This window comes from Paraburkholderia sp. D1E (assembly GCF_052682275.1).
Genome location: NZ_JBQYMB010000001.1, coordinates 4,259,640 through 4,284,121 on the forward strand (window position 1 = coordinate 4,259,640; position 24,482 = coordinate 4,284,121).

The window sequence follows — 24,482 nt, forward strand, 5'->3', positions numbered from 1 at the left end:
ATACGCATCAGGTAACGGGGCCGCAGCAGAAAAATATCGATGCGTGCAGCATGTGTCGAACGATGTAAGCGAACGCTGAATAATCCGAGGCTGTGAGCTTATTCTTTAGCTTATTCATCTGACAATTGCGGCGTGTACAGACCGCTTTTGCGTGAACAGAAAATCACGGGACAAGCGCGACTCGAGGCAAAAAAAATGCCGCGGATAACTTGATCGTTATCCGCGGCACTGGGTACTTCATTGCGACTTTCCTGCTAATTCATTGCGGCTTCCGCGCGCCGCGCCGGATCTGGATCTGGATCTGGATCACAAGATTCAGCGCGGCCGCGTCCGTTACTTTTTCTGCTGCAAGAGCGACTTAAGCTCCTGCACATTTTCTTCTACGCGTTTTGCGATCACCGCATACGACTCAGCCTGCGTCTGATATGCGGCTTGCGCCAACTGCTGCATGTCGGCGAGCGACTTATGCAGGCTTTGCTGGATCAGCTCGGCGGCTTTCGCCGGAGGCGCAGCGCCACCGGCCGACAACTGCCCTGTGAGCGACTGCAGTTCGCCCAGCGTGGTGCGCAGCATCTCGGTCTGTTTCTGGGCGAGCGACTGCATGCCCTGGAATGCCGTCTGATTCGCCTGAACCAGTGCTTCCATGTCCTTGCGTCGCGCTTCCATGATGGCGGGTACGTCGAAGCCGGGAAGCTTGAACTGCTCCAGCATTTTGGTGAAATCGCCAAACGGATTGGCGGCGTCAGGTTGGCTCATGCGAAATCCTCCTTAACGGTTGAATACTCGCCCGTGTGCATCGCCGCGATGCTTCTCCGGCATATGCACCCGTAGCGTCGCGTGCGCCGCGCCTCCCGCAGACGCCTGCTGCTTCTGGGGTCGGACGGCACATTGCGTTAATCATGCGCCATCCGGCCACATTGCGCCAGCGGGCACACCCTGGCGTCGGCCGCCTCCTTGCCGGACTGTTTTACCGGTTCGGCCACGCAGAATGCAAGGCTTGGTAAGTTACAGAACGGCTTCAGTAACCCGGTAAAACGGCATGTCGACTATCGTTGCCGATGTGCTGGCGCACTGTTGCGCCGGCGCTGTCTCAATGGGAGCGACATCATGAAAAAAGGATTGCTGGGCGCGGCACTGGCCGCCGTTTTGACCGTGGCTGCGACGGGCGCGTTTGCACAGGAAGCGGCATCGCCGCCCCCCGCCGCTCACGCGCATGACGAGCCGCATCGCGGCGACAAGCCGTTTGGGCCACACGGGCCGATGGGGCCGGGATTCGCGGTGGTCAACGATCTGGAACAGTTGCGCCGCCTGTATGCAATGAGCGGGCGTGAAGGCGAGATCGTCGCCGTGTATCACGAGGTGTTGAACAAGACGCAAGATCCGATGCTGCGCCACTACGTGTACGACTCGCTGGCCCGCGAGCAGTTGAAGCCGGCCAATACTGACCAGGCCATTGCTACGCTGCGCACCAGTCTGTCGGAGGACCTCGGCGCAGCGAACAGGTCGCCGCACGGCATGCCGGCGGGGATGCAACCGCCTGTGCCGCAATAAAGCGCGGCCGGCTACGCCGCTGGATCACCCCACGTTCGAACGTCGCACGGGAGAGCGGGCATCCCGCGACCCGTGCAATTCATTCCGACGCAAGACCAATTGGAAGCGCTCCCGCCAAAACGCAGCGCAGCCGTTCGGCGCGCTACGTTAGCTTTCGCACATAGCAGCCTTTCTGCCTACTTTTCATCTTCCCTCAGGTGATTAGGATAAGAGCACTGCAACGCTAGTGCCTGGTGAATAATGCGCTACCCGCTGAATATGGCCGTCGCCGCCGCCCTTCTCGTCTTCGTTCTTTGCTGCATCGTCAAGCTCGCCTTGAATTGATGCCCTGTCGCCGTACTTTCACCCCATGCCAAACCCGCCTTGCAACTGCATGTTTCGCCGTGACATAGCGCGAAATAATTGCTGAATGGAGTTTGCGAAGCGACACACCCATACTTCGTTTCGCTGCCGGTGCGTACGAAAAAAGACGCATGAGATCAAGGGTGCTTTTTGTGCAAATACGCGTTCGAATGCGTTCCCGATGATTAACGATCCACGGTTGCCCGATCATCGGAAGATGCGTTCGAACCTAATGGCACCGCGTGCCGACGACAGGATGAACATGTTCACTTCAGTGAGTTTCCTCAAACAGAATGCCGCCCGTTTTGCATGCATCGCCATGGTCTGCGGCAGCGCGCTCCTGACCGGCTGCGCCGGCGGCAGCATCAACAACGCAAGCCAGACCAGCGCACAGCCGCAAGTGCGCCCGGACACCATTTATGTCTACACCTTCGACAGCAATCCGGAGCAGGTGAAACTGGACAATGGCGGCATGCTGCAGAAATTGAAATCGCAGCTCGACGGCTCATCTGCCGCGCAAAAACAATCCGCCGACGCGATCGCCGTGCGTGAGCAGGTCGCCAACGAAATCGTGCATCAGTTGCAATCAATGGGGCTGCGTGCGATTCGCTCGGACATCCCCGCCCCCGCCGATCAGAACGTTCTGCTCGTGCAAGGCAGCTTCGACACGATCGACTCGGGTAATCGCCGCCGCCGCGTGCTGATCGGTCTGGGCGCAGGCAAGAGCGAAGTGAGCAGCTCCGTGCAGATTCTGTACCAACCGGCGGGCGGCACGGCGCAGCTGGTGCAAAGCTTCAACGCCACCGGCGACAGCGGCAACGCACCCGGCATGGCAGAAACAGCCGGCGTGGGCGCGGCAGCCGGGAGCATCGCGACCTCGGCGGCCGTGGGCGGCGCCTTGCATGGCGTATCCGAAACGAAGAAGGCCGGCGTTTCAGCAGACGCAAAGCGTCTGGCCGACGCGGTGGCAAAACAGGTGGCGCAGATCGGCGTAAGCGGGGGCTGGCTCTCGACGGAACACGTCAAAGGATAAGCAACCCGCAGCAGGTTCGGACTGTTGTAGATCGCGCGTGGCAGAGTGAATGGAATTCACACCCTGCCACGCGCTATTTTTTATGCATTCACAGCCTTCACGTAGCGCCGCACTCAGGCAACGGCGTAACGTTCGAGCCAATGCGCGTACGGTGCCGGCAACGTCCACGACGGACGTTCGATACCCAACTTGCGCGCCGCGTGGTACGGCCAGTGCGGATCGGCCAGATGCGCGCGACCGACCATCACCAGGTCCAGTTGCTCGCTCTTGACGGAGCGGTCGGCCAATTCCGGCGTATCGATGCCCCATGCCGACGAAACGGCGATACCGGCCTCGCGGCGCACCCGCTCAGCGATCGGCGCGAGAAACGCCGGCGCCCATGGAATACGTGCCGCAGGCGTGGAGAAACCCACGCTGACGCTCAGCATATCGAGCCCCTCGCGCTTGAAATTTTTCGCCAGTTCGATCGATTCAGCGAGCGTTTCCTCGTCGCGGCCGTCGTATTCGATCACACCGAAACGCGCCGTCAATGGCAGATGCTCAGGCCACACCTTGCGCACGGCGGCCAAGGTTTCCAGCAGGAAGCGGCTGCGGTTTTCGAGGCTGCCGCCGTATGCGTCGTCACGGTGATTGGAATGCGTCGAGAAAAAGCTTTGGCCGAGGTAGCCGTGTGCGAAGTGCAACTCAAGCCATTCAAAACCCGCATCAAGGGCTCGTTTGGCCGCGGCGACGAAATCCTCACGCACGCGTGCGATGTCGTCGAGCGTCATCGCCTTCGGCACTTTCGGCAAACCACCGCCGAAGGCAACCGCCGACGGCGCAATGGTCTGCCAGCCACGCGGATCGGTGTCGGCGATGTGGTCGTCGCCTTCCCACGGCCGGTTGGCGCTGGCTTTGCGCCCCGCGTGACCGATCTGAATGCCCGGCACCGCGCCCGCGGCCTTGATCGACGCGACCACTGGCGCGAAAGCCTGGGCCTGCTCGTCGGTCCAGATGCCCGCGCAGCCCGGCGTGATACGTCCCTCGGGCGATACGGCCGTCGCCTCGACGATCACCAGCCCCGCGCCGCCACGCGCCAGACCGGCGAGGTGCACGCGATGCCAGTCGTTGATCAGGCCGTCTTCGGCGGTGTACTGACACATCGGCGGAATGGCGATACGGTTGCGTAAGGAAACACCCTTGAGCTTGTAGGGCTGAAATAATGCGGACATCAGGCTAAACTCCTGTGAATACGCTTGTACGGTAGTTCGACAAACATCGAACTATGGAGTATGGCAGAAACCTTTATCATCCGCAGAATGCGCACATATACCCATCCTGCCGCTGAGGACTTCACGCTCGGGCGGCTCTTCCATGCTCTTAGCGACCCGGTGCGCCTCGAGATCGTCCGCCGGCTTTCAGGTGTCGACGAGGCCACCTGCGGCGACCTCGACGGCGGCCGTCCCAAGTCGAGCGTCTCCCATCATTTTCGGATCCTGCGTGAGGCGGGGCTGGTGCGCACGCGCGTTGCCGGCACCGTGCATCAGAATTCGCTGCGGCGCGCCGAACTGGACGCCCGGTTTCCGGGCTTGATGAAGGCGATCATCGAACAGATCGTCAATGAACCGGTGTTAAGCGAACCAGCCTGATAGTCGATTGAAAATCGACTGGGAATCGAGGGTGCGGTGCTACGAAAACCACACTGCGAAGCGCGTGCCCGAGACCAGACTGCTCACGGTCAAACGCCATTCGTGCGCCGTGGCGATCTCCTTGCAGATCGCAAGACCGAGTCCGGCGCCATCATGCTGCGCATCCGGCGCGCGCCAGAACCGCTTGAAGAGAAACGGCAGGTGCTCCTGCCTGATGCCCTGCCCTTCGTCCTGAACCTGCACCGAGACGGCATCGACAATCAGCACAACCGCGCTATGCGCTGGCGACGCATTGATCGCGTTCTCGACGATGTTCTTCAGCAGAATGAACAACGCGCTTCGGTCCGCCCAGATCGACGGTGGCGCGACGGTGGTTTCGAGCCGGAGCTTCACCGCCTTGCGGTCGGCCTTGCGTGCGAGATAAACCATCACATCCTGCACCACGTCGACGATATTCACCTCGCCGAAACTGAAGTTCTGCGACTCGCTGACTTCGGCGAGATGCAGTAGTTGCCGAACCTGACGCGCCATCAGATCGATTTCGCGAAACAGCAAATCCTTGTCGTCGATCCCGGGTTGCAGTTCGATCTGACCGCGGATCAAGGTGAGCGGCGTCTGCAACTCGTGCGCGGCCGACGCGAGAAACTGCTGCTGCACGGCGAAGCCGTTTTCGAGCCTGTCGAGCGCTTCGTTGAAGGCATGGATCAGCGGCTTGATTTCACTCGGAACGCCCTCGATCGAAAGACGCGTCGTGAGGTTGCGCGGCGTGATGCGCGCAGCCGCACGCGATGCCTCTCTAAGCGGCTTGAGCACCCGATGCACGGTAAATGGGAAAGTCAGGCCGAAAATGATCGTGGCCACGACAATGATCGTCTTGATGATGGCCGGTATCGGCTTGACCTTGTTGGCTATCAGCGCGTCGACGAAACGCTCGGCCGTTGCGGTCTGGATGTAGAAGATCGCCGGGCCATGCGCAACCCGCAGCGTCAGGACTGCGAATGGCTTCGTGCCTATCTCCGCCCGCTGAACATCGCCGACGGACCCGGATAGATCGCCTGCAATCCATGCTTCACTCCCCTTGGCACCGTTCGAAGCCAGCAACACGTTGCGGTGGTCGTCGAGTACCCGGTATTTCAGTTCCGTCGGCGCCACCTCGAAGAGCCACGCCATCTGCGTGGGAAGCGCCACGGAAACCGGACGGCCGGCACTGTCGAAGCGGAGTCCGTGCGCGATCGCTTTGGCACTTTCCATCTCCTCGTGCAGCCCGAGCATCTGCTGAGGGAAATGATTGAATGCATAGGTGGCGGCCGTTGCCAGCACGGTCAGGCTGATGGCGAGCGCAACGATACTGGTCACCCAAAGCCGCGCGGACAAACTGCGAATCCAGTGATTGAGCATGTTGAGCAATTGGCCGTTGATTTAATGCTACCCGGTGAGCCCTGCGGCTACCTGGAGCGCGAAGCCCGTGCCGCGAATATTGGCAAGCCGCGTCGTCGCGCCAACCGCGGTCAACTTCTTGCGCAGACGATGCAACGTGACTTCGAGCGCGTTAGGCGTGACGGCGTCGCCGAGCCCCCACGCAGCATGTTCGAGCGCCGCATGCCGCACAGTGGTGCCCGCGGCCTTCGTGAGGCACAGCGCAATCTGCAACTCGGCGGGCGCCAGCAGAACAGACTGCGCGCCACAGCGCATTGCATGTTGCTGCGGATCGACCGTGATGTCGCCGAACGAGATCACCAGTTCCGCCAGCGCCACTGGACGGCGCATCAGCGTACGCACCCGCGCAACCAGCTCACTCATGGCGAAGGGCTTGGTCACGTAGTCGTCCGCGCCGTTTTCCAGTCCGTCGACGCGGTCATGCAGCGCGTCGCGTGCCGTCAGCATGAGCGAGGGCGTCATCTGCCCTACCGCGCGTAATGTCCGCAGAAAAGCCAGGCCGTCGCCGTCCGGCAAACCACGATCGATGATGAGCACCGCATAGTTGGCGCGGCTCACACCATAATGCGCGGCCGAAATGGTGCCGAACACATCGGTCTCGATGCCTGCCGCGGAAAGCGCCTGGCGGATCATGCCGGCCAGGCGCTCGTGGTCTTCGATCAGTGCGACTCGCGACATGCGGCGGGGCTCAATTGAATTCGTAAAGGTAACCGACCCTGGCTTGCGGAATATAGCGCTTACCCACCAGTGGGCTGTCGGTGATGCCGCTGCCAAGGTGGGCGACGCCGACGTCGAGGATCAGGATCTGATGGCGGGTGAACTTGTAGTCGATACGCGTTCCCACCGAGATGTCGTAGGTCGCCTTGCCAGTATATTCCGGGCGCCCGGCGCGCACTTCGGATGAACGCACGCCGTAATAATAATCGACATATTTGCTGCTCAACCAATCCACGCCGGCGTGAGGTTCGAACTCGAATTTGCCGTATTCGAACGACTTGCTGAAGTCGATGGTGGCTTTCTGCCCTCTGTTACCGCCTTCCAGAAAATCCCCCGAAAGCGTGCCGTATGCGGTGTGCCAGGCGAGTGCCGGGCCGTACCAGAACGTGCCATTGCGGTTCTGCATGCCGCTCAGAATCGGGGCATCGGACGCTTTGTAGCCGTCGCCGATCGCGTATTGTCCGCGCAACGCGAGACTGACGTTGTCCCACTTGCCGATCTTCAGATCGACAGCCGTACCAAACGCATGCACCCATTTGTTGTCGAACGAAATCAGCGGAATCGGCGTGTATTTCGTGCCGTAGCCTTTGTAGGGCGCCTGCTCGATGCCCGCGCCGACGCCCAGGCCCCAATGCGTCACATTGGTCGAATTGTTCAGCACGGCGAAGCCCGTATCGTCCGCCGTGGGCGGTTCCGGGTTCTCGCCGTCGGCCCATGCGGCCCCCGAAACCATGAAGAACGATGCGATCGCCAACGGAAACCAGCGCTCACGGCAAAGAGATTTTTTCACGTCGAGTCCTGAGTTGATGGATGAGGCGGCATCGACTCTACGACTGCTGGACTTACTCGTTACTTACTCAAAGCGGTGAGAACTGGCATCTCCGGCGGCGGGGGTAACGGCGAATGATCAGAACCGGTGCCTCATACCCGCGGCCACCACGACCTGCTCGCGGGTCGACGAAGCCACCAGCTTCGTTCGAGAAGCCGTAAAGCGCGCCGAATCGGCAGCAGCGCTCAACCGCTTACGCGCCGCCTTTTTCCATCGCGCGTTGGTACGCAGGACGCGCCTCGATACGATCGACGAACGCCGTGATATTCGGGAATCTGTCGCGCCCGCAAAACTTCAGGCACGTCTGGGCAACGAACGAGAGTTGGATATCGACGCCCGTCAGTTCATCGCCCATGAAGTATTCGCGGCCTGCCAGTTCCTGATTCAGAAAACCCAGGTGATTCCTCAACTCGCTTTCGATTCTCGGTTGCAAGGGGGCCGCACCGTCGCCAAGACGTGCCGTGTACACCTTCAACATGAGCGGCAGCATGGCAGAGCCTTCCGCATAGTGCAGGAACTGCGCGTAACGGTCGTACTCGTCGGTTCCGTATGCCGGCGCGAGGCGCCCATTGCCATGGCGGCGAATCAGATAATCCACGATCGCGCCCGATTCGAAAACCACCTTCTCGCCGTCGCGAATCACGGGGGCCTTGCCCAGCGGATGAATTGCCATCAATTCCGGCGGCGCGAGACGGGTTTCCGGATTGCGCTGGTATTGAACGAGCTTGTAGTCGAGGCCGAGTTCCTCCAGCAACCAGGTAATGCGGCGCGAACGGGATTCGTTGAGATGATGGACTTCGATCATGGATTGGGATTTTGAGTCGGTGAGAGAAAGTGCGGGCAAAGTCTGCGCTGAAAACCCTCGACGATTCGCGTAGTTCCAGGGCAGACGTTGGAAGTAGTATCTTGCGATCTTGCATCGGCATGGCACTGCATGGCACGAGCTTGTGTGCCATGCAGCGACACGCCTCTGTCCGTTGGAACGTTAGAACCGCAGCAGCACCTTGCCCTTGCGCGCGCTCTTCTCGCTCGCCGTTGCCGCTTGTGCCACGCTCCCGACATCGAAGACGGCTTCGACCGGCAGCTTCAGTTCGCCCGATGCAGCGAGCCTCAGCAGTTCGCCGATCATGCGCGCTTTATCCGCACCCGACGTGACCTCGAAAATTTTGCTTGCCCAGAAACCCTTGACGGTCGCCTGCTTGAAGATCGCATCGCCGGAACTGATCCGCATCAATTCACCGGACATGGCGCCGAACGAAACCAGGGTGCCGTTTTCACCAAGCAGACCGAAGATGTCGCCGCTGGCATCGCCACCGACCGAATCGACACCTGCCACGAGCGGCGCGTCGCCAACGATGTCACGAACCTGCGTCTTCCAGCCATCGCTTTCGGTCGATACCGCATTGCCGATGCCCACTTCGGCCAACTCCGCAATGCCCGCCTCGCGCCGGACCAGATTGACCACATTGATGCCGCGCGCGTTGGCCAGCATCGCCAGCGTCTTGCCAACCGCACCGTTCGCCGTGTTCTGGATGAACCACTGACCGGGTTCCAGATGCAGATACTCGAGCAGCATCACCGCGCTCAACGGCATGGCGATCAACTGACAGCCCGTTTCGTCGCTGATCGCATCGGGCAACGGGACCACCACGGCCGCCGGCGCCAGAACGTAATCGGCCCAGGCTTCGTGAATGCCGGCCACCACCACGCGCTGACCGGGCTTCAAGTGTTCGACACCCGCGCCGATCGCGTCGATCACACCGGCAACTTCAGTGCCGCCCACGGCCGGCAGTTGCGGCTTGTAGCCGTATTGACCGCGAATCGTCCACAGGTCGTGATTGTGGATCGGCGACAGGGTCGATTTGATGCGCACCTGCCCCGCGCCGGGATTCGGCGTAGAACGTTCCGCGACCTGCAGCACGTCAGCGGGATTGCCGAAAGAGGAATAGATAACGCTACGCACAATCGATCTCCTGGAATGTCCAACGATAAGGGCTCCGCGCTGCACGGAGTGAGTGCTTTTGTGAGTTTCTTTGAGTGCTTCTTCGAATGCTTTGGCTAGTACTTCTGTTCGCTAAGCTTCAAGAGCGCACCGGCCTCGGCCGCGGAAAAATCAAGGCGCGCGAAGTACGCTGGCGGTGACCGCCATGGCTTGCGCCATCGCGCTTCCATCCTGTCGCAGCTTGGTGACGAGCGCCGCGCCGAGCCACATGTGATAAAGGAGTTCGGCCGCTTCTTTGGCCCGGATCTCCGGCGAAAGCGAACCGTCTGCCTGACCTTCTTCAATCACGGATGCGAGACGCATCATCAAGCGGTCCACGCCGTCGCGCAGCACCACGCGCATCTCATCCGACAGGTCGCCGACTTCCGCGCTCAGCTTCACCACCAGACACTTTTCGTCGCCGTTCTGATCGAGTTGTTCCTGTTGCCATGCGGCCCAATAGCTCAGCAGCTTGTCACGGCCGTTGACACCGGGCTGGCCGAACAGCGCGTCAAGGCGCGCCGCGTAGTCGGCGACGTACTGCTGCAATAGCTCGCTGCCGAACGACTCCTTCGAACCGAAGTAGTGATAGAACGACCCCTTCGGGATCTCGGCAGTTGTCAGAATCTCGTTCAGCCCGACCGCGACAAAGCCTTTGCGCGCGATCAGGGCGCGCCCGGCGTCGAGGATGTGCCTGCGAATGTGGGGATGGCTAGCTCTCATAGTTGGCGGATTATGGCCTCAATTAGACCAGTCGTCTACAAATTCAGTAAGCGCGAGGAAATGACCGGCTATTCCCATTGCGGAGACCGCCCGACCGGCGGTGCCCCGTTCATCCCGCCTCAAATTATCCTACCCGCTGCTTCGCCTTCAGATCGTCGAGATGAAAACCGGCGACCGTCTTGTACTGATTCGCGATCTGGCTTAGCTCTTCCGCGCTGACCACATCTTCGATCCGCCCGAAACGCTGTCCCTGCGTGCGCTCGTAAACCACCTGCAAAATCCGGTCAGGCGGTGCCTTGCGGTTCATCAGCACGACATCGCCGGTCGCCTTGACGCGTGCCCGGTCATAGGCAAGCAGCGCTTCCTCGCAGACACCCAGTTCCGCGCAACGGTCTGCCAGAAAGCGTGCGTCCAGAATCGCCTGCCCGGCACCGTTCGAGCCGCGCGGCACCATTGGATGCGCCGCGTCCCCCAACAGCGTGATGCGGCCGAACGTCCAACGCGGCAATGGATCCTGATCGACCATCGGATATTCCAGAATCGTCTCCGTCGCTTCAATCATCGCAGCCACGTCCAGCCAATCGAAATGCCAGTCCGCGAACGCAGGGAAGAAATCGACGAGGCGCCCTTTTCCGTTCCAGTCGCGGCGTGCGGGTTGCGGCGATTCGATTTCGGCGACCCAGTTCAGCAACTGATTGCCCGCGGCATCCACGTTGTCGCGAATCGGGTAAATAACCATCTTGCCGTGCGTCAGCCAGCCGGCACGCACCATGCTGCCACCGGTAAGGAACGGCGGCGCTGTGATCGTTCCGCGCCACATGTTGAAACCGGAATAGCGCGGCGCGCCTTCGTTCGGGTAGAACTGTTTGCGAATCGCCGAGTGAATGCCGTCGCATGCCACGATCGCCGCGCCACTAACGAGATGATCGTTGCCGGCACTATCGGTAAAGCGCGCGATGGCGCCTGTTTCGTCCTGGGTTGCGCTGATACACCGACGGTCTGTCACAACGCTGTCTGGCCCCAGACGTTCAAGCACCGCCTTGAGCAATATGCTTTGCAGGTCGCCGCGATGGATCGAGAACTGCGGATGATCGTAACCGGCGTAACGCCCAGCCGGCTCGCGATAAATCAGTTGCCCGTGACGATTGAAAAACACCGACTCCTGCGTCGTCACGCCGACCGCCGCCAGCTCGGCGAGCAGATCGAGTTCCGCCAGTTCACGCGTTGCATGCGGCAGCAGGTTGATCCCGACCCCGAGTGGCCTGATTTCAGGCGCCGCTTCAAAAATTCGACTCGCGATGCCTGCCTTGTGCAACGTCAGCGCCAGCGTCAATCCGCCAATCCCTGCACCAACGATGACGACCTCACTATCCTTTTTCATCTGTCTCCTCTTTCGTGATGAGCGCGTAGCAGCGCGCTGTTGAATCCGTCTCCCGCGCCGCATGACTATGTGCAATTTACGCAGACGTCTGCCGAAATATAGTGAGCCATTCCGGCTTCGTCAAGCGATTCATCCGGACAACGGAATTCGTTTGACACGGCGATCAAGATTCAATATCTTTTAGACATACGTCTGCCGATTATTTATCGGCAGCGCCATCATGTATCGCCAGATATACCTACGCCGTTCGACGAAACGCGGCATTTCCAGAAAAGAACAGGAGACAAGCAATGAACACCGGCCTTCCCACGTCAGACAGGAAAGCTTTCTACGAGCAGATCCGCGAACTCAACATGATTCCCCTGTGGGAATCGCTTAGCACTTTGGTGCCGCATCAGCCCAATGGACCCTGTGTGCCCGCGCTGTGGAAATGGCGCGATGTGCTGCCTTACATCGAGCAGGCCGGCACATTGATCACGGCGGAGGAAGCCGTGCGCCGCGTGCTGGTGGCTCGAGAACCCCGCCCTGCCCGGCCACGCCAGCGTCACGCAATCGCTCTATGCCGGATTGCAGCTGATTCTGCCGGGCGAGGTGGCGCCGGCCCATCGTCACGTGCAATCGGCGTTGCGTTTTATTGTGCACGGCCGTGGCGCTTATACGGCGGTTGATGGCGAACGCACGACTATGATGCCGGGCGACTTCATCATTACACCGGGCTGGACCTGGCACGATCACGGTAACGACGGCATCGACGGCCACAGCGAACCGGTTGTATGGCTCGACGGCCTGGATATTCCGATGATTCGCTTCTTCGACGCGGGCTTCGAGGAAAAAAGCACGGCCATGTCGCAACGCGTTACCCGGCCCGAAGGTAATGCGCTGGCGCGCTATGGGCACAACCTGTTGCCGGTCGACTATCAGCCTTCGTCGCCGACCTCGCCCATTTTCAGCTACCCCTACGACCGCACGCGCGAGGTGCTCGAGCGCCTCTATCGCGATGGTGACGTCGACGCATGGCATGGCGTCAAACTGCGCTACGTCAACCCTGCAACCGGCGGCTGGCCCATGCCGACGCTTGCCACGTTCATGCAATATCTGCCGGCCGGTTTCGCCGGCAAACCGTTCCGCAGTACCGACGGCGCCGTGTATTCGGTCGTGGAAGGAACCGGACGCGCGGTCATCGACGGGCAAAGCTTCGAGTTCGGCCCGAAGGATCACTTCGTCGTGCCGTCATGGAAAACGTTCACGCTGCACGCGAACGACGACGCGGTGCTGTTCAGCTTTTCGGACCGGCCGGTGCAAACCGCGCTCAACATTCTGCGCGAAGAAAAACTGGACGCGTGAACGCAACACTGGCGATCGCAGCGATCAGCACAAAACACAATCACACATGGAGAATATTCAATGAATCTGGTCTTTGAGTCCGCGCCCGCGGTAACGGTCCCGGTTGCCGGGTCGGACGACGCGTTTCCCGTCCGGCGCATCTATTGCGTCGGGCGCAACTACGCCGCCCATGCGCGCGAGATGGGTTTCGATCCGGACCGCGAGCCGCCGTTTTTCTTCTGCAAACCGGCCGATGCCATCGTGTATGTCGCACCGGGCACGACGGGTGAATTTCCGTATCCGTCCGAGACGGACAACTGCCACTACGAAATGGAACTGGTCGCTGCAATCGGCAAGGGAGGTAAAAATATCTCTGTCAACGAGGCACTCGAACATGTATTTGGCTATGCACTCGGACTCGATATGACGCGCCGCGATCTGCAAATGGAGATGCGAAAAATGGGGCGCCCATGGGATATCGGCAAGGCGTTCGATCACTCAGCACCGATCGGCCCGCTGCATCGCACTGAACAGACGGGGCATCTGAAAGACGGCGCGATCTGGCTGAACGTCAATGGAACGTCGAAGCAACGCGCGGACGCCTCGCAGCTGATCTGGTCGGTCGCGGAAACGATCGCCTATCTGTCGCGCTTCTTCGAACTGGTGCCGGGCGATCTGATCTATACCGGCACACCGGAGGGTGTCGGCGCAGTGATCAAGGGCGATACGATGCATGGCGGCATCGACGGTCTCGGCGAACTCCAGGTCAAAGTGGTCTGAACGACTCATGTCACAACGGAGCATAACGCTCGTCATGCTCCGTTCATCGAGGATATTCCGTGCAGCTTCACAATTTTTTTCGCAGCTCCGCATCGTATCGGGTGCGAATTGCGCTAGGTCTGAAAGGCCTGCCGTTCGACTACCTTCCCGTGCATCTGTCACGCGACGGCGGTGAGCAATTCGCGCCCGCCTATCGCTCGCTCAGTCCGGAGGCGCTGGTCCCTGTGCTCAGGAACGGCGAAGTGTCGCTCCATCAGTCGCTTGCGATCATCGAGTACCTGGACGAACTGCATCCCGAGCCACCGCTACTGCCGCACGATCCGCTCGGCCGCGCCACTGTGCGTGCACTGGCTTTAGACATCGCGTGCGACATCCATCCACTCAATAACCTGCGTGTGCTCAAATACCTTGGCGACACGGCCGGGCTGACAAAAGAAGCACGAGACGCCTGGTATCACCACTGGGTCCACACGGGGTTTTCCGCGCTGGAAACAAGGCTTGCACAAAGTCACACAACGGGTCAATTCTGCTACGGCGATCAACCGACGCTAGCCGATCTCACGCTCGTGCCACAGGTTTTCAATGCGCAACGCTTCAACGTCGATCTGAGCGCCTATCCGGTGCTCAGTCGCATCGCACAGCGCTGCCTGCAGTTGCCTGCATTCGCTGCGGCTGCCCCCGAGCAGCAGCCTGACGCACAGTAACCTGCGCGGATGACGCCCGTCATCCACCCCGCTCTGCGACCAGCCGTCCGCACTGCGCGATAATATCGGCCAGTCACACTTGCCGCCCGACCGCGGGCGGCCCACTTCCAGATACGAGTCCATGGCAAAGAACCCTGTGGCGCGCGAGACGCGCCAGACTCCGCTCGACCGTCTGTACGCCCGCCCCGGCTTCATGATCCGGCGTGCCCATCAGATCTCGACCGACCTCTTCATCGAAGCCTGCGCTGCGCTCGATATGACGCCCAGCCAATACGGCGTGCTGTATATCCTCTTTCACAGCGGCCCGCTCGAACAGATTGGCATCGCGCGCCTGATCGGCCTCGACCGCTCGACCACCGCACTCGTCGTCAAGATTCTGAGTGAGCGCGGCCTGCTCGAAAAAGCCAAAAGCGAAACGGACCAGCGCAAAGTGGAAATCTCGCTGACCGAAGCGGGCCGGCAATGCTTCCGTCAATGCGAGCGCTACGCACAGAAATCGGTCGAAGCGTTGCTCGCGCCATTCGAGCCTGCCGAGCGCACGCAATTTCTCGCGCTACTCGACAAGTTCGTTTCGCACTTCAACGACAACACACGCGTGACCTTGGGATAAAACGAATCGGCGAGTCCATGCTCGCCGATTCGTTTGCCGCTAGTGCATCTCGCAAGAGGCACACGGCGGCACTCACCGATTACTTCGCCGGTGCGGCGTCGAACCCGTACATTTGCGAATCGACGCGCGGCACGATATGAATCCCGTTACGCGCGGCGAAAGTCGAAACCTGCAGATGTGTCGGGATGATGCCTACTTCATCGTGCAATACCTTCGACGTTTCCTGGTAAAGCGCTTCGCGCTTCGCATCGTCGACCGTTGCCAGCCCCGCATTCAACGGCTTCCAGAAGTTTGGCGAATCGTACGTCTGGATATTGATCTTGCGGAACGGATTGTTGGTCGGATTCGAAAACAGCGACTCGAGCTGCACACCCATGTCGCCCGCATCCGCACCCCAGCCGATCATGAAGAAGCCCAGTTGCAGCTGGTTCACGCGCGAGATGAACGTACCCATCGGCTGCGTCTCGACCTTGGTCTTGCAACCGATGCGTGTCAGCATTTGCGCGACACCTTGCGCCAGTTGCGAATCGTTGACATAGCGATCGTTCGGCGCAAAGAGTGTCAGCGAAAAGCACTCGGGATAACCGGCTTCGGCCAGCAGCTTTTTTGCTTCATCGGGTTTGTACGGATCGGGCGGCAGCGCCGGGTTGTAGCCGAACATCGTGCTCGGCACGCTGTTCTGCGTCGCCACACCTAAACCCTGCAAGACGCGATCGACCAGCACCTGGCGATTGATGGCGAGCGAGAACGCACGGCGCACACGCACATCCTTGAACGGATTCCTGCCTAACGGTTTACCGTTGTTGTCTGTCACATACGGCGCGTTGTCGTTTAGCTGATTCATCACCCAGAAGACCATTAACGTGCTGGGCTTCGTGTAGACGGCAAGCTTTTTGTCAGCCTTGATGCGCGTCACATCCGCGCTTGGCACATCGATCACCGCGTCGACGTCGCCCGACAGAATGGCCGCCACACGCGCCGCCGCGTTCGGCAGGATGCGCACCGTCACCTTGTCATAGGCCGGCTTGTCACCCCAATACCCGTCGTTGCGAACGAGTTCGACGCGGTCGCCCCGCAAAAAGCGGGAGAACTTGTAAGGCCCTGTACCGACAAGGCCCTTACCGGTTTCGAAGTCTTCGCTCTTGAGTCCCTGCGTGTCTTTCTTCGACAGCATGAAAATCATCGACAGATAGTTTGGCAGCACTGCCAACGGACGGGCCGTGGTCAATTTGACCGTGTACGGATCGACCACCTGCACCTTGGTGATGTCTTTCGTGAAGACCCCGAACGTAGCCGGCGAATTGGTCAGCGTGTCGGGACGCGCGAGCGAATAGACCACATCGTCTGCCGTGAACGACGAGCCGTCCTGGAACTTGACGTTCTTGCGCAGCTTGATTTCCCACGTCTTATCGTCAAGCGGTTTCCACGACTCGGCGAGACCGGGCTGCAAGCGGCCATCTGGCGACATGTCGATCAACGGTTCGAACACGTTACGCGCAACGTTGCGGTTGCCCGGCAAGTTGGCGAACTGTGGATCGAGCGACGTGACGTCCGCACTAACCCCGTACTTGAATTCCGCTGCACCTGCATTCTGCTGCACGAACACGCTCGCGGCCAACGCACCGGCCATGACTGCCAGCCGGCCCCAGCCCCGCAATGTTGTTCCCATCTCCGTCTCCTATATGTGCAGAACCCGCAAGGGTACCCGCTTTATTGAGGGAACCGTCAACGGTTCCCATCTGAAAACAGCGCGCCGAACTGAGCACCCGCCCAATAACGGCAAGTGCACGGCTGCGTCACTTCGTGTTTACGAGCATCTTCATCGCGTCAAAATGCCTTCTGTATAACTATATTATCGTTATACACTTCTATCGAAGTCAAGCACTGCTCAAGTTGATGACGGGCGATGCAGGACCGCCGCGCGGCCTTTCGTTCACACAACGAAATGGTTGCGCGTGCAACACGTTGCGAGGCACGAATAACTGCGAACGAAGCCTCGCAAAACATGCGGCATCTTCAACAAAACTGGCGCAGACTATTCATGGAAAGGAGACAAACAATGAGAAAGACCCTCGCCGTACCACTTGCTGCCGTGTCACTTTGTACTTTTGCAGCAGGTGCACAGGCGCAGAGCAGTGTGACGATTTACGGGATCGTCGACTCGGGCATCAGCTACGTTAGCAACAGCAACGGTCATTCCGCGTGGGTCTTCGACACGGGTGTCCCACAAGGCAACCGGCTCGGCTTCCAGGGTACAGAAGATCTCGGTGGCGGTATGAAAGCGCTGTTTCGTCTCGAGAACGGCTTCAATCTGAACAACGGCACGCTCGGACAAGGTGGCATCTTCGGGCGCCAGGCTTACGTCGGCCTGTCGAATCAGATCGGTACGCTGACGATGGGCCATCAGTACGACTTCATGGGCGACATCATCGGCAACTATTCGATCGCCTACGTCGCCGGCGTGTATGCGTTCCATCCGGGTGACTACGACCGCGTATCGGGCGACCGACTGGACAATACGGTCAAATTCGTCAGCAATAATTTCGGCGGCTTCACCGCTGGGGCGATGTATGGTTTCGGTAATACAGCCGGCAACTTCCATCAGAACAGCTCGATGAGTTTCGGCCTGACCTACGATCATGGCCCACTCAGTCTCGGCGCGGCCTATACGGACATCAACAACTTCCGCATCGATCCGATCAACGATCTGGGCGTCAACACGCTGTTCGGCCAGCCGCTGACGGGTCCGATCGTGGCGGACAGCATGAAGACATGGGGACTCGGCGGCAGCTATTCGATCGGCAAGTTCGGCATCATGGCGAACTACACCGGTACGCGGATCTCGTACATGGGCAATGCGTCGACACTCACTTCACTGGAAGGCAGCTTGCTGTACCACTTCACGCCGGCGCTGGTCGGTGGCGCAGGGTACACGTGGACGAAGCTCGAGAGTTCGCACTGGGGCCAGACGTCGGTCGGGCTCGACTACTTCCTGTCGAAACGCACCGACGTGTATGCAGAAGTGAACTATCAACAGGCGAGCGGTGACGGTACGCGCGCGGTGATTCTGACGCTGCCGACGTCGAGCACCAACAAGCAGGTCGTCGCTGGCATTGGCATACGCCACAAGTTCTGACCGATTGATCGCGAGACGTGCCGCTTGATGGCGAGAGTCGAGCGGCACAAATTTATGCCGGCGTAAGCCGGTTTTTTTTGCGCCGCCGGATTGTGGCACACACGGATTCACTCACGTTCTGGTTTTCTCCGCCCATGAAAAAGCCCGATGTGAACCGCCAGCATCGCTGCCGGACAGGTCACACCGGGCCAGACTTCAATCGCGAAGGCGACGTCAGTCGATCAGATGACACGCTGCGAATTGCCCATCGGCGGTGCGCTTTAGTACGGGCACGACCTCCTTGCAAACGGGCAACGCGTGTGGACAGCGCGGATGAAAATGACAACCCGAAGGTGGATTCATCGGCGACGGAATCTCGCCCTTGATTGCATAGAAGGTCTTCTTGCGCTTGTCGAGCGAAGGCACTTCCGCCAGCAATGCCTGCGTGTACGGATGCTGCGGATTCTGATAGACCTGCTCGGTGGGGCCCGACTCGACAATCTTGCCGAGATACATCACGACAATGCGATCCGCGATATGACGCACCACGCCCAGGTCGTGGCTGATGAACAGATACGTCAAACCTAGCTCTTCGCGCAGCTTGATAAACAGATTCAGCACCTGTGCCTGGATCGACACGTCGAGCGCCGCCACCGATTCATCGCAAACGAGAAACTTCGGATTCACCGATAGCGCACGCGCGATACCGATCCGCGCACGCTGGCCACCCGAGAACTGATGGGCGAAGCGGTCCATCGAATCCGGATCGAGGCCCACCCGTTCAAACAGCGTCCCGACAAAATCGCGCGTATCCGCCTTGCGGATGAAACCATGCACGTGCGCCCCTTCCGCGACGATATCGGCAGCCCGCATACGCGGATTCAGCGACGCATACGGATCCTGGAAGATCATCTGGATATCGAGTTCGGCGCGATTGCGCTCGCGCCGTCCGAGCGCCGCCATATCCGTGTCCTGCCAGTAGCGTTTGCCGCTCGTCGGCCAGTAGACGCCGGCCGCCAGGCGGCCCACCGTCGATTTACCGCAGCCTGATTCGCCGACCAGCCCAACCACCTCGCCGGCGCTCACACTCAGGCTCAGATCGGTGACCGCATGCACGCCCTTCGGCGGCTGCCGTCCGGTGACTGCCCGGACGAAGCGCCCGGTCGCATCCTGTCTGGGCGCGAACGTCTTCGTGACATTACGCAATTCGAGCAGCGGGGTCATGCAATCTCCTCGTGTTCATCGACGACGGGCCGGATACAGCGAACCATGTGGCCGTCGTGGTCAATCGATTCGGCTATCTCATGCGCGCATTCGGGCACTGCGGATGAACAGCGCGTGCGAAACGCACAGCCCTCCCCTAACGTGAGCAGCGAAGGTGGTGCGCCGGGAATCTGCCGCAGCATCACGCCTTTTGGATTGCGGCTCGGAATCGAATTCATCAAGCCGCGCGTGTAGGGATGACGTGGCGTGTCGAGTACCTGATCGACACTGCCGTGTTCTGCGATCCTGCCGCCGTACATCACGCACACGCGATCCGCGAGGCCCGCGACCACCGACAGGTCGTGCGTGATCCAGATAAGCGCTGTGCCCGAGTTGCGGCAAAGCTGCTGGATCTCACCGAGAATCTGCGCCTGGATGGTGACGTCGAGCGCGGTGGTGGGTTCATCGGCGATCACCACCTCGGGCCGGTTGATCAATGCAATCGCAATCGCAACGCGTTGACGCATGCCGCCGGAGAACTGATGCGGATAACACTTCAAACGTTCGTCCGGCGCCGGGATGCCGACCTGCGCAAGCGCCATGCGCGCTTCGTCGAGCGCTGCGCGACGGCTCATCGGCCGGTGCGCGAGCACCGCCTCGACCATCTGTGTGTCGATACGCAGAACGGGATTGAGCGTCATCATCGGATCCTGGAAAATCATCGAAATCCGGTTGCCGCGAATCTTGCGCCATTGCGCTTCGGTGCATGCGGCCAGTTCCTCACCCGCGAGCTTGATGCTGCCGCTCACTACCTTGCCCGGGGGATCGATCAAACCCATGATCGAATAACCGGTTTGCGATTTACCGGAACCGGACTCGCCGACCACGCCCAGAATTTCGCCGCGTGCGACGCTGAAACTCACACCGTTCACCGCTTTCACGATGCCCCGCGGCGTCGTGAAGTGGGTGCACAGATTGTCCACCTGCAATGCGGGCTGCGTCATTTCTTCAACCTCGGGTTGAGCACATCGCGCAGGCGATCCGCCATCAGATTCAGGCACAGCATCAGCAACAGCAACGCAACGCCAGGGAAAACGCTGATCCAGTAGGAACCGGACAACAGGTAGTTATAGCCGTTCGAAATCAGCAGACCGAGCGACGGCTCCGTAATAGGCAGCCCAAGACCCAGAAACGACAGCGTCGCTTCAAGCGAGATCGTGGTCGCCATCTGCACGGTTGCGACAACCAGCAGCGGCGGCACGCAATTGGGCAGCACATGGCGAAAGATAATCCGCGTATCGCTCAGTTTCAGGCAGCGCGCCGCCTCCACATACTCCTTGCGTAACTCGACGAGTGCAGAACCGCGCGCGGTACGCGCATACACCGCCCATTGCACCAGTACGAGGGCATAGATGATCTTGTCGACGCCTTTGCCGAAAGCAGCGATGAACACCAGCGCAATCAGAATCGAAGGAAACGAAAGCTGGATGTCGGCGAGACGCATGATCAGCGCATCGACCTTGCGTCCATAGAATGCGCCGACAAGACCCAGCGCAACACCAATGACCAACGCGAGCACGGTACAGGCGAGGCTCACATACAGGCTCGTGCGCATGCCGTAGAGAATCGCGGACAGCATGTCGCGCCCCTGGTCGTCAGTGCCGAGCCAGTAGATATGCGCGCCCATCGACGCGTGCGCAAGCGGCGGAAGCTGCGAATCGCCAAGATCGAGTTGTGCGAGGTCATAGGGATTCTGCGGCGCAATCCACGGCGCGAATACTGCCAGCGCGGCAATCGCGACAAAAAGCACGAGCCCAATGAGCGCGAGTTTGCTCTGACGGAATTCGCTCCATAGCGCGCTCAGTTGGCCACCCATGCGTGCAAACCGATGCGGACGTTTCACCGGCTTAACGGCGGAAGCGGCAGATGCAGTAGTTTGGGCGCGCGGCTCGGCCACGGTCGTTCCTGTAGTGGGTCCCATGTCAATTCACCTCCGCCGTCACCGAGATGCGCGGATCGAGCAGTGAGTACAGAATGTCGACGACCAGATTGATCAGCATATAGATCGCCCCGACGGTCAGCAGATAGGCAATGACCACCGGGCGATCGAGCGCATTGATTGAATCGATCAGCAATTTGCCCATGCCAGGCCACGCGAACACGGTTTCCGTGACGATCGAAAACGCGATCAACCCGCCCAGGTTGATACCGATCACCGTCACGAGCGGAATCATGATGTTCTTCAGGATATGCACACCGACGATACGCGATGAACTCAGCCCTTTGGCCCGCGCGAACTTCACGTAATCGGTCAACGCGGTTTCACGCGTCGATGAATACGCGAGCCGGATGATCAGCGCGATGTTGAAGAGTGCGAGATTGAACGCCGGCAACAGCAGGTGCTTCCAGCCGTCGAGCGTCAGAAAGCTCACCTGCATGCCGAGCCATGACGTCGTGGTGCCGCGTCCGCCTGAAGGCAACCAGCCAAGGAGCACCGAGCAGACGAGAATCAGGATCAGGCCGACCCAGAACGTCGGCAGACTGAAACCTATCGTCGACGACGCGGTAATGATCCGCGAGGAGATTTTCTCGGGGCGCAATCCTGCGTACATACCAAGCGGAATGCCAATGACGATTGCCATCAGCATGGCAATCACCGACAACTCGAGCGTCGCGGGCATGCGCGAGACGATCATCTGCGCAACCGGCGCGCCGGTCAGGAACGACGTGCCGAAGTCGCCGCGCAACGAGTGTGTGAGGAAATGCCAGTACTGGAGCCACCACGGCTGATCCAGCCCGAGCGAGGCAATGATGCGTGTGCGCATCTCGGGTGTGGCGCTGTCGGGGACCATCAGCGCAATCGGGTCGCCCACCACGTAGACACCGGCAAACACGAGCAGCGACATCGCCCAAAGCGCAAGGAGGCTTTGGAACAGTCTCCGCAGAATAAACTCAAACATGGATTGTCTCGCTCCGACGGGGAATGACTTCAAGCGACAGGACTTGTTTTTGCCTGCTTGTGGCCACGGATGCTGCGGGCAGTCTGTGGCCGGGCTTTGTCTCGAAAGTATAATATAGTTTAATTTAGGTGAGTTTCTATCTCACGCATTGACCGGCACGAGTTCACGCAACGCCGTAAAGAACCTTTCGTTTTCCTGCGGCAATCCGACCGTGACGCGCAGCCACTCGCCGAGCCCGTAGTCCACCACCTTGCGGACGATGATGCCGCGCCTGAGCAGCGCATCGAACAGTTCGACCGAATTACCCACCTTGATAACAACGAAATTACCCTGGCTTTTCACGTACGGGAGCCGGAGCGCCTCGCAGACCTCGTAGAACCGCTCGATCCCTTCACGATTCAGCCGATACGATTCGTTCAGATAGTCGTCGTCGTTCAGTGCGGCGATAGCGGCTGCCTGCGCCAGCGAATTAACATTGAACGTCTGCCGCACACGATTCAGAAGATCCGTGACGTAAGGCGTAGCGATGGCGAAACCGACCCGCAGACCGGCCAGCCCGAACGCCTTCGAGAAGGTTCGCGATACAACAAGATTCGGATAGCGCCGTACGAGTTCGGTACTGTCGTAACGATGGTGCGGTTCAAGATACTCGTTATAGGCCTCGTCGAGCAGCACAACGACATTAGCCGGGATGCGATCGAGAAACGAGGTCAGTTCGTCGACGCTGAAGAACGTTCCCGTCGGGTTGTTCGGATTCGCCAGGTACACCACGCGGGTCTCAGCGTTGACCGCTAGCGCCATGGCGTCGAGATCATGGCCGTAGTCTTTGGCGGGCACGGCGACCATCCGCGCGCCTGTCGCCTTGACCGCGTTCTGCCATGCCATGAATGCGTATTGCGACGACACGGCATTGCAATCGCTGTCCGGTTGCGCGGCCTGCAGGAACGCACGTGCGACGAGTTCGAGAATGTCGCTCGAGCCGTTGCCAAGTGTGATCCAGTTGCGTTCGACGTTGTACTTCTGGCCCAGCGCTACTTTTAGTGCATGACCGTTCGGATCGGGATAGCGTGCACCACTGTTGACGATCGCGTCGATTGCCGCGCGTGCCTTCGGCGGCATGCCGAGCGGGTTTTCATTCGATGCGAGCTTGATGATGCTGGCTTCCGGCAGCCCGTACTCGCGCGCCGTTTCTTCGATGGGTTTGCCTGCCTGATAGGGCTTCAACGAGCCGATGTAGGTGGGAGCAACAGGACGCAATTCGTTTGTCATGGGAACACCTTTGCTGACTTCTAGATAGGAATGAGGATGAGTGGCGCGCCCCCGGCGCACCACTCGCAGCCGCCGGGCTATTACAGGAACTTCGTCGGCCAGATCATCGTGCGCCAGATATGCGCCGACGGACTGCCGTCAAAGCCGAGCCCTTCCTTCGGTTGCCGGAAATTTCGCCCGATGATGTCGACGAAATCGTCGAGGCTCACTACCGCGTTCGGATCGAACGAATAGATGTCGTGCAGCGTGATCGAGCGGCTCGACATGTACCACTTGTGATTGCGCGCGTATTCGTAGTCACGCTGGATATACGGCTCCGGCTCGTAGTCCTTGCCGAAATAGCGTAGATACGCGTCCGGATACCCGTAACCCATCGACTCATCCGCAAAAAACCGCAGTGCCTGGTGATACTGGATAGCCCAGCTAACCTCTTCGTCCACATACGGCGCGATCATCTGCGCGCCCCAGTAGCCATGATCGCCACGAATGAAACCGGCCACGCTGATGTCATGCAGCAGGCAGGCCAGCACGATCTTCTCGTTCTGCCCGGCCTTCAGTGCGTGCGTCGCGCTTTGCAGTACGTGATTGGCCGGCCCGAAGCGGTACTTGAAGAAGTCGATCAAGGTGGGCTGCGACGGCATCTTCTGCAGGCGAGGATCGTCGCCCATCATGAAGTGCCCCGTGCCCGGCGGCGGTGGAATGGCCTGCGTGGGGTCGCGCTCGCCTGACGTGTAGATCACCGATTTCACCACGCGCCGGTCCAGCTCCGCGATCATCTCGTGTTCAAGCGCGTCGGCGCGCTCGGAAAGCGTAGGCTCATGCCCGCTTGCGGTTTGATTGCTCATTGCGATTGCTCCTCTGTCCCTTCTTTCTCTTCTGTCTCTTCGATATCGAAC

At 59.9% G+C, this 24,482-nt stretch carries 23 protein-coding genes and 1 pseudogene; 8 read left to right on the forward strand and 16 right to left on the reverse strand.

Annotated elements, in window-relative coordinates:
- Nucleotides 1-333: 333 nt before the first annotated feature.
- Nucleotides 334-756, reverse strand: a complete 423-nt coding sequence (gene phaP, locus ACUN0E_RS19075) for a TIGR01841 family phasin (RefSeq protein WP_408228256.1) — start codon at nt 754-756, stop codon at nt 334-336.
- A gap of 351 nt (nt 757-1,107) precedes the next feature.
- Between phaP and ACUN0E_RS19080 the strand changes: the two genes are divergently transcribed.
- The gene (locus ACUN0E_RS19080) at nt 1,108-1,551 is read left to right on the forward strand and encodes a hypothetical protein (RefSeq protein ID WP_445567608.1); all 444 of its coding nucleotides are present in this window, start codon (nt 1,108-1,110) and stop codon (nt 1,549-1,551) included.
- Between the two features lie 604 nt (nt 1,552-2,155).
- Nucleotides 2,156-2,926 (forward strand): DUF4410 domain-containing protein, encoded by a 771-nt coding sequence (locus tag ACUN0E_RS19085; protein WP_445567609.1) that lies wholly within the window; start codon nt 2,156-2,158, stop codon nt 2,924-2,926.
- Nucleotides 2,927-3,039: 113 nt separating this feature from the next.
- On the opposite strand, the gene ACUN0E_RS19090 is transcribed toward ACUN0E_RS19085, so the two are convergent.
- Nucleotides 3,040-4,137 (reverse strand): NADH:flavin oxidoreductase/NADH oxidase, encoded by a 1,098-nt coding sequence (locus tag ACUN0E_RS19090; RefSeq protein ID WP_408228265.1) that lies wholly within the window; start codon nt 4,135-4,137, stop codon nt 3,040-3,042.
- Between the two features lie 87 nt (nt 4,138-4,224).
- On the opposite strand from ACUN0E_RS19090, the gene ACUN0E_RS19095 reads away from it, so the two are divergent.
- On the forward strand, nt 4,225-4,554 hold the full coding sequence (locus tag ACUN0E_RS19095) for an ArsR/SmtB family transcription factor (RefSeq protein ID WP_408228560.1): 330 nt from the start codon (nt 4,225-4,227) through the stop codon (nt 4,552-4,554).
- 39 nt (nt 4,555-4,593) lie between these two features.
- Here the strand turns inward: ACUN0E_RS19095 and ACUN0E_RS19100 are convergent, their stop codons facing one another.
- From ACUN0E_RS19100 to ACUN0E_RS19130, 7 genes are all read right to left on the reverse strand, one after another.
- Nucleotides 4,594-5,952: an ATP-binding protein gene (locus tag ACUN0E_RS19100; protein ID WP_445567610.1), complete on the reverse strand. Its 1,359-nt coding sequence runs from the start codon at nt 5,950-5,952 to the stop codon at nt 4,594-4,596.
- 27 nt (nt 5,953-5,979) lie between these two features.
- Complete coding sequence (locus ACUN0E_RS19105; RefSeq protein ID WP_445567611.1) at nt 5,980-6,669, reverse strand: response regulator transcription factor; 690 nt, start codon at nt 6,667-6,669, stop codon at nt 5,980-5,982.
- 10 nt (nt 6,670-6,679) lie between these two features.
- Nucleotides 6,680-7,498 carry a MipA/OmpV family protein gene (locus tag ACUN0E_RS19110; RefSeq protein WP_408387905.1) on the reverse strand — a complete coding sequence of 273 codons (819 nt, stop codon included), beginning with the start codon at nt 7,496-7,498 and terminating at the stop codon, nt 6,680-6,682.
- 232 nt (nt 7,499-7,730) lie between these two features.
- Complete coding sequence (locus ACUN0E_RS19115; RefSeq protein WP_408337176.1) at nt 7,731-8,342, reverse strand: glutathione S-transferase family protein; 612 nt, start codon at nt 8,340-8,342, stop codon at nt 7,731-7,733.
- A 180-nt stretch (nt 8,343-8,522) separates the two neighbouring features.
- Complete coding sequence (locus ACUN0E_RS19120; RefSeq protein ID WP_408337174.1) at nt 8,523-9,500, reverse strand: zinc-binding dehydrogenase; 978 nt, start codon at nt 9,498-9,500, stop codon at nt 8,523-8,525.
- A gap of 150 nt (nt 9,501-9,650) precedes the next feature.
- Entirely contained in the window at nt 9,651-10,241 is a 591-nt protein-coding gene (locus tag ACUN0E_RS19125) for a TetR/AcrR family transcriptional regulator (RefSeq protein WP_408228283.1), read from the reverse strand.
- A gap of 124 nt (nt 10,242-10,365) precedes the next feature.
- Nucleotides 10,366-11,622 (reverse strand): flavin-dependent oxidoreductase, encoded by a 1,257-nt coding sequence (locus ACUN0E_RS19130; protein WP_445567612.1) that lies wholly within the window; start codon nt 11,620-11,622, stop codon nt 10,366-10,368.
- 290 nt (nt 11,623-11,912) lie between these two features.
- On the opposite strand from ACUN0E_RS19130, the pseudogene gtdA reads away from it, so the two are divergent.
- The 4 genes and pseudogenes from gtdA (at nt 11,913) to ACUN0E_RS19150 (ending at nt 15,039) form a co-directional block, all read left to right on the forward strand.
- Nucleotides 11,913-12,966, forward strand: a pseudogene (gene gtdA / locus ACUN0E_RS19135) (gentisate 1,2-dioxygenase).
- 60 nt (nt 12,967-13,026) lie between these two features.
- Nucleotides 13,027-13,725: a fumarylacetoacetate hydrolase family protein gene (locus ACUN0E_RS19140; protein WP_445567613.1), complete on the forward strand. Its 699-nt coding sequence runs from the start codon at nt 13,027-13,029 to the stop codon at nt 13,723-13,725.
- A 59-nt stretch (nt 13,726-13,784) separates the two neighbouring features.
- Entirely contained in the window at nt 13,785-14,429 is a 645-nt protein-coding gene (gene maiA, locus ACUN0E_RS19145; protein WP_408228295.1) for a maleylacetoacetate isomerase, read from the forward strand.
- Nucleotides 14,430-14,550: 121 nt separating this feature from the next.
- Nucleotides 14,551-15,039 carry a MarR family winged helix-turn-helix transcriptional regulator gene (locus tag ACUN0E_RS19150; RefSeq protein WP_408228298.1) on the forward strand — a complete coding sequence of 163 codons (489 nt, stop codon included), beginning with the start codon at nt 14,551-14,553 and terminating at the stop codon, nt 15,037-15,039.
- Between the two features lie 79 nt (nt 15,040-15,118).
- Here ACUN0E_RS19150 and ACUN0E_RS19155 read toward each other — a convergent pair whose 3' ends face one another.
- Entirely contained in the window at nt 15,119-16,708 is a 1,590-nt protein-coding gene (locus ACUN0E_RS19155) for an ABC transporter substrate-binding protein (RefSeq protein ID WP_445567614.1), read from the reverse strand.
- 390 nt (nt 16,709-17,098) lie between these two features.
- Between ACUN0E_RS19155 and ACUN0E_RS19160 the strand changes: the two genes are divergently transcribed.
- Nucleotides 17,099-18,175, forward strand: coding sequence for a porin (locus ACUN0E_RS19160; protein ID WP_408228304.1), 1,077 nt, complete (start codon nt 17,099-17,101; stop codon nt 18,173-18,175).
- Nucleotides 18,176-18,388: 213 nt separating this feature from the next.
- Here ACUN0E_RS19160 and ACUN0E_RS19165 read toward each other — a convergent pair whose 3' ends face one another.
- From ACUN0E_RS19165 to ACUN0E_RS19190, 6 genes are all read right to left on the reverse strand, one after another.
- The gene (locus ACUN0E_RS19165) at nt 18,389-19,378 is read right to left on the reverse strand and encodes an ABC transporter ATP-binding protein (protein ID WP_445567615.1); all 990 of its coding nucleotides are present in this window, start codon (nt 19,376-19,378) and stop codon (nt 18,389-18,391) included.
- Nucleotides 19,375-20,361, reverse strand: a complete 987-nt coding sequence (locus tag ACUN0E_RS19170; protein WP_408228310.1) for an ABC transporter ATP-binding protein — start codon at nt 20,359-20,361, stop codon at nt 19,375-19,377. The genes ACUN0E_RS19165 and ACUN0E_RS19170 overlap by 4 nt, the downstream gene beginning before the upstream one ends.
- The gene (locus tag ACUN0E_RS19175) at nt 20,358-21,338 is read right to left on the reverse strand and encodes an ABC transporter permease (protein ID WP_445567616.1); all 981 of its coding nucleotides are present in this window, start codon (nt 21,336-21,338) and stop codon (nt 20,358-20,360) included. The genes ACUN0E_RS19170 and ACUN0E_RS19175 overlap by 4 nt, the downstream gene beginning before the upstream one ends.
- A gap of 1 nt (nt 21,339) precedes the next feature.
- Complete coding sequence (locus tag ACUN0E_RS19180; RefSeq protein ID WP_408228315.1) at nt 21,340-22,317, reverse strand: ABC transporter permease; 978 nt, start codon at nt 22,315-22,317, stop codon at nt 21,340-21,342.
- Between the two features lie 141 nt (nt 22,318-22,458).
- Nucleotides 22,459-23,586, reverse strand: a complete 1,128-nt coding sequence (gene hisC / locus ACUN0E_RS19185; RefSeq protein ID WP_408337156.1) for a histidinol-phosphate transaminase — start codon at nt 23,584-23,586, stop codon at nt 22,459-22,461.
- An 80-nt stretch (nt 23,587-23,666) separates the two neighbouring features.
- Entirely contained in the window at nt 23,667-24,431 is a 765-nt protein-coding gene (locus ACUN0E_RS19190) for an HD domain-containing protein (protein WP_445567617.1), read from the reverse strand.
- Nucleotides 24,432-24,482 lie beyond the last annotated feature (51 nt).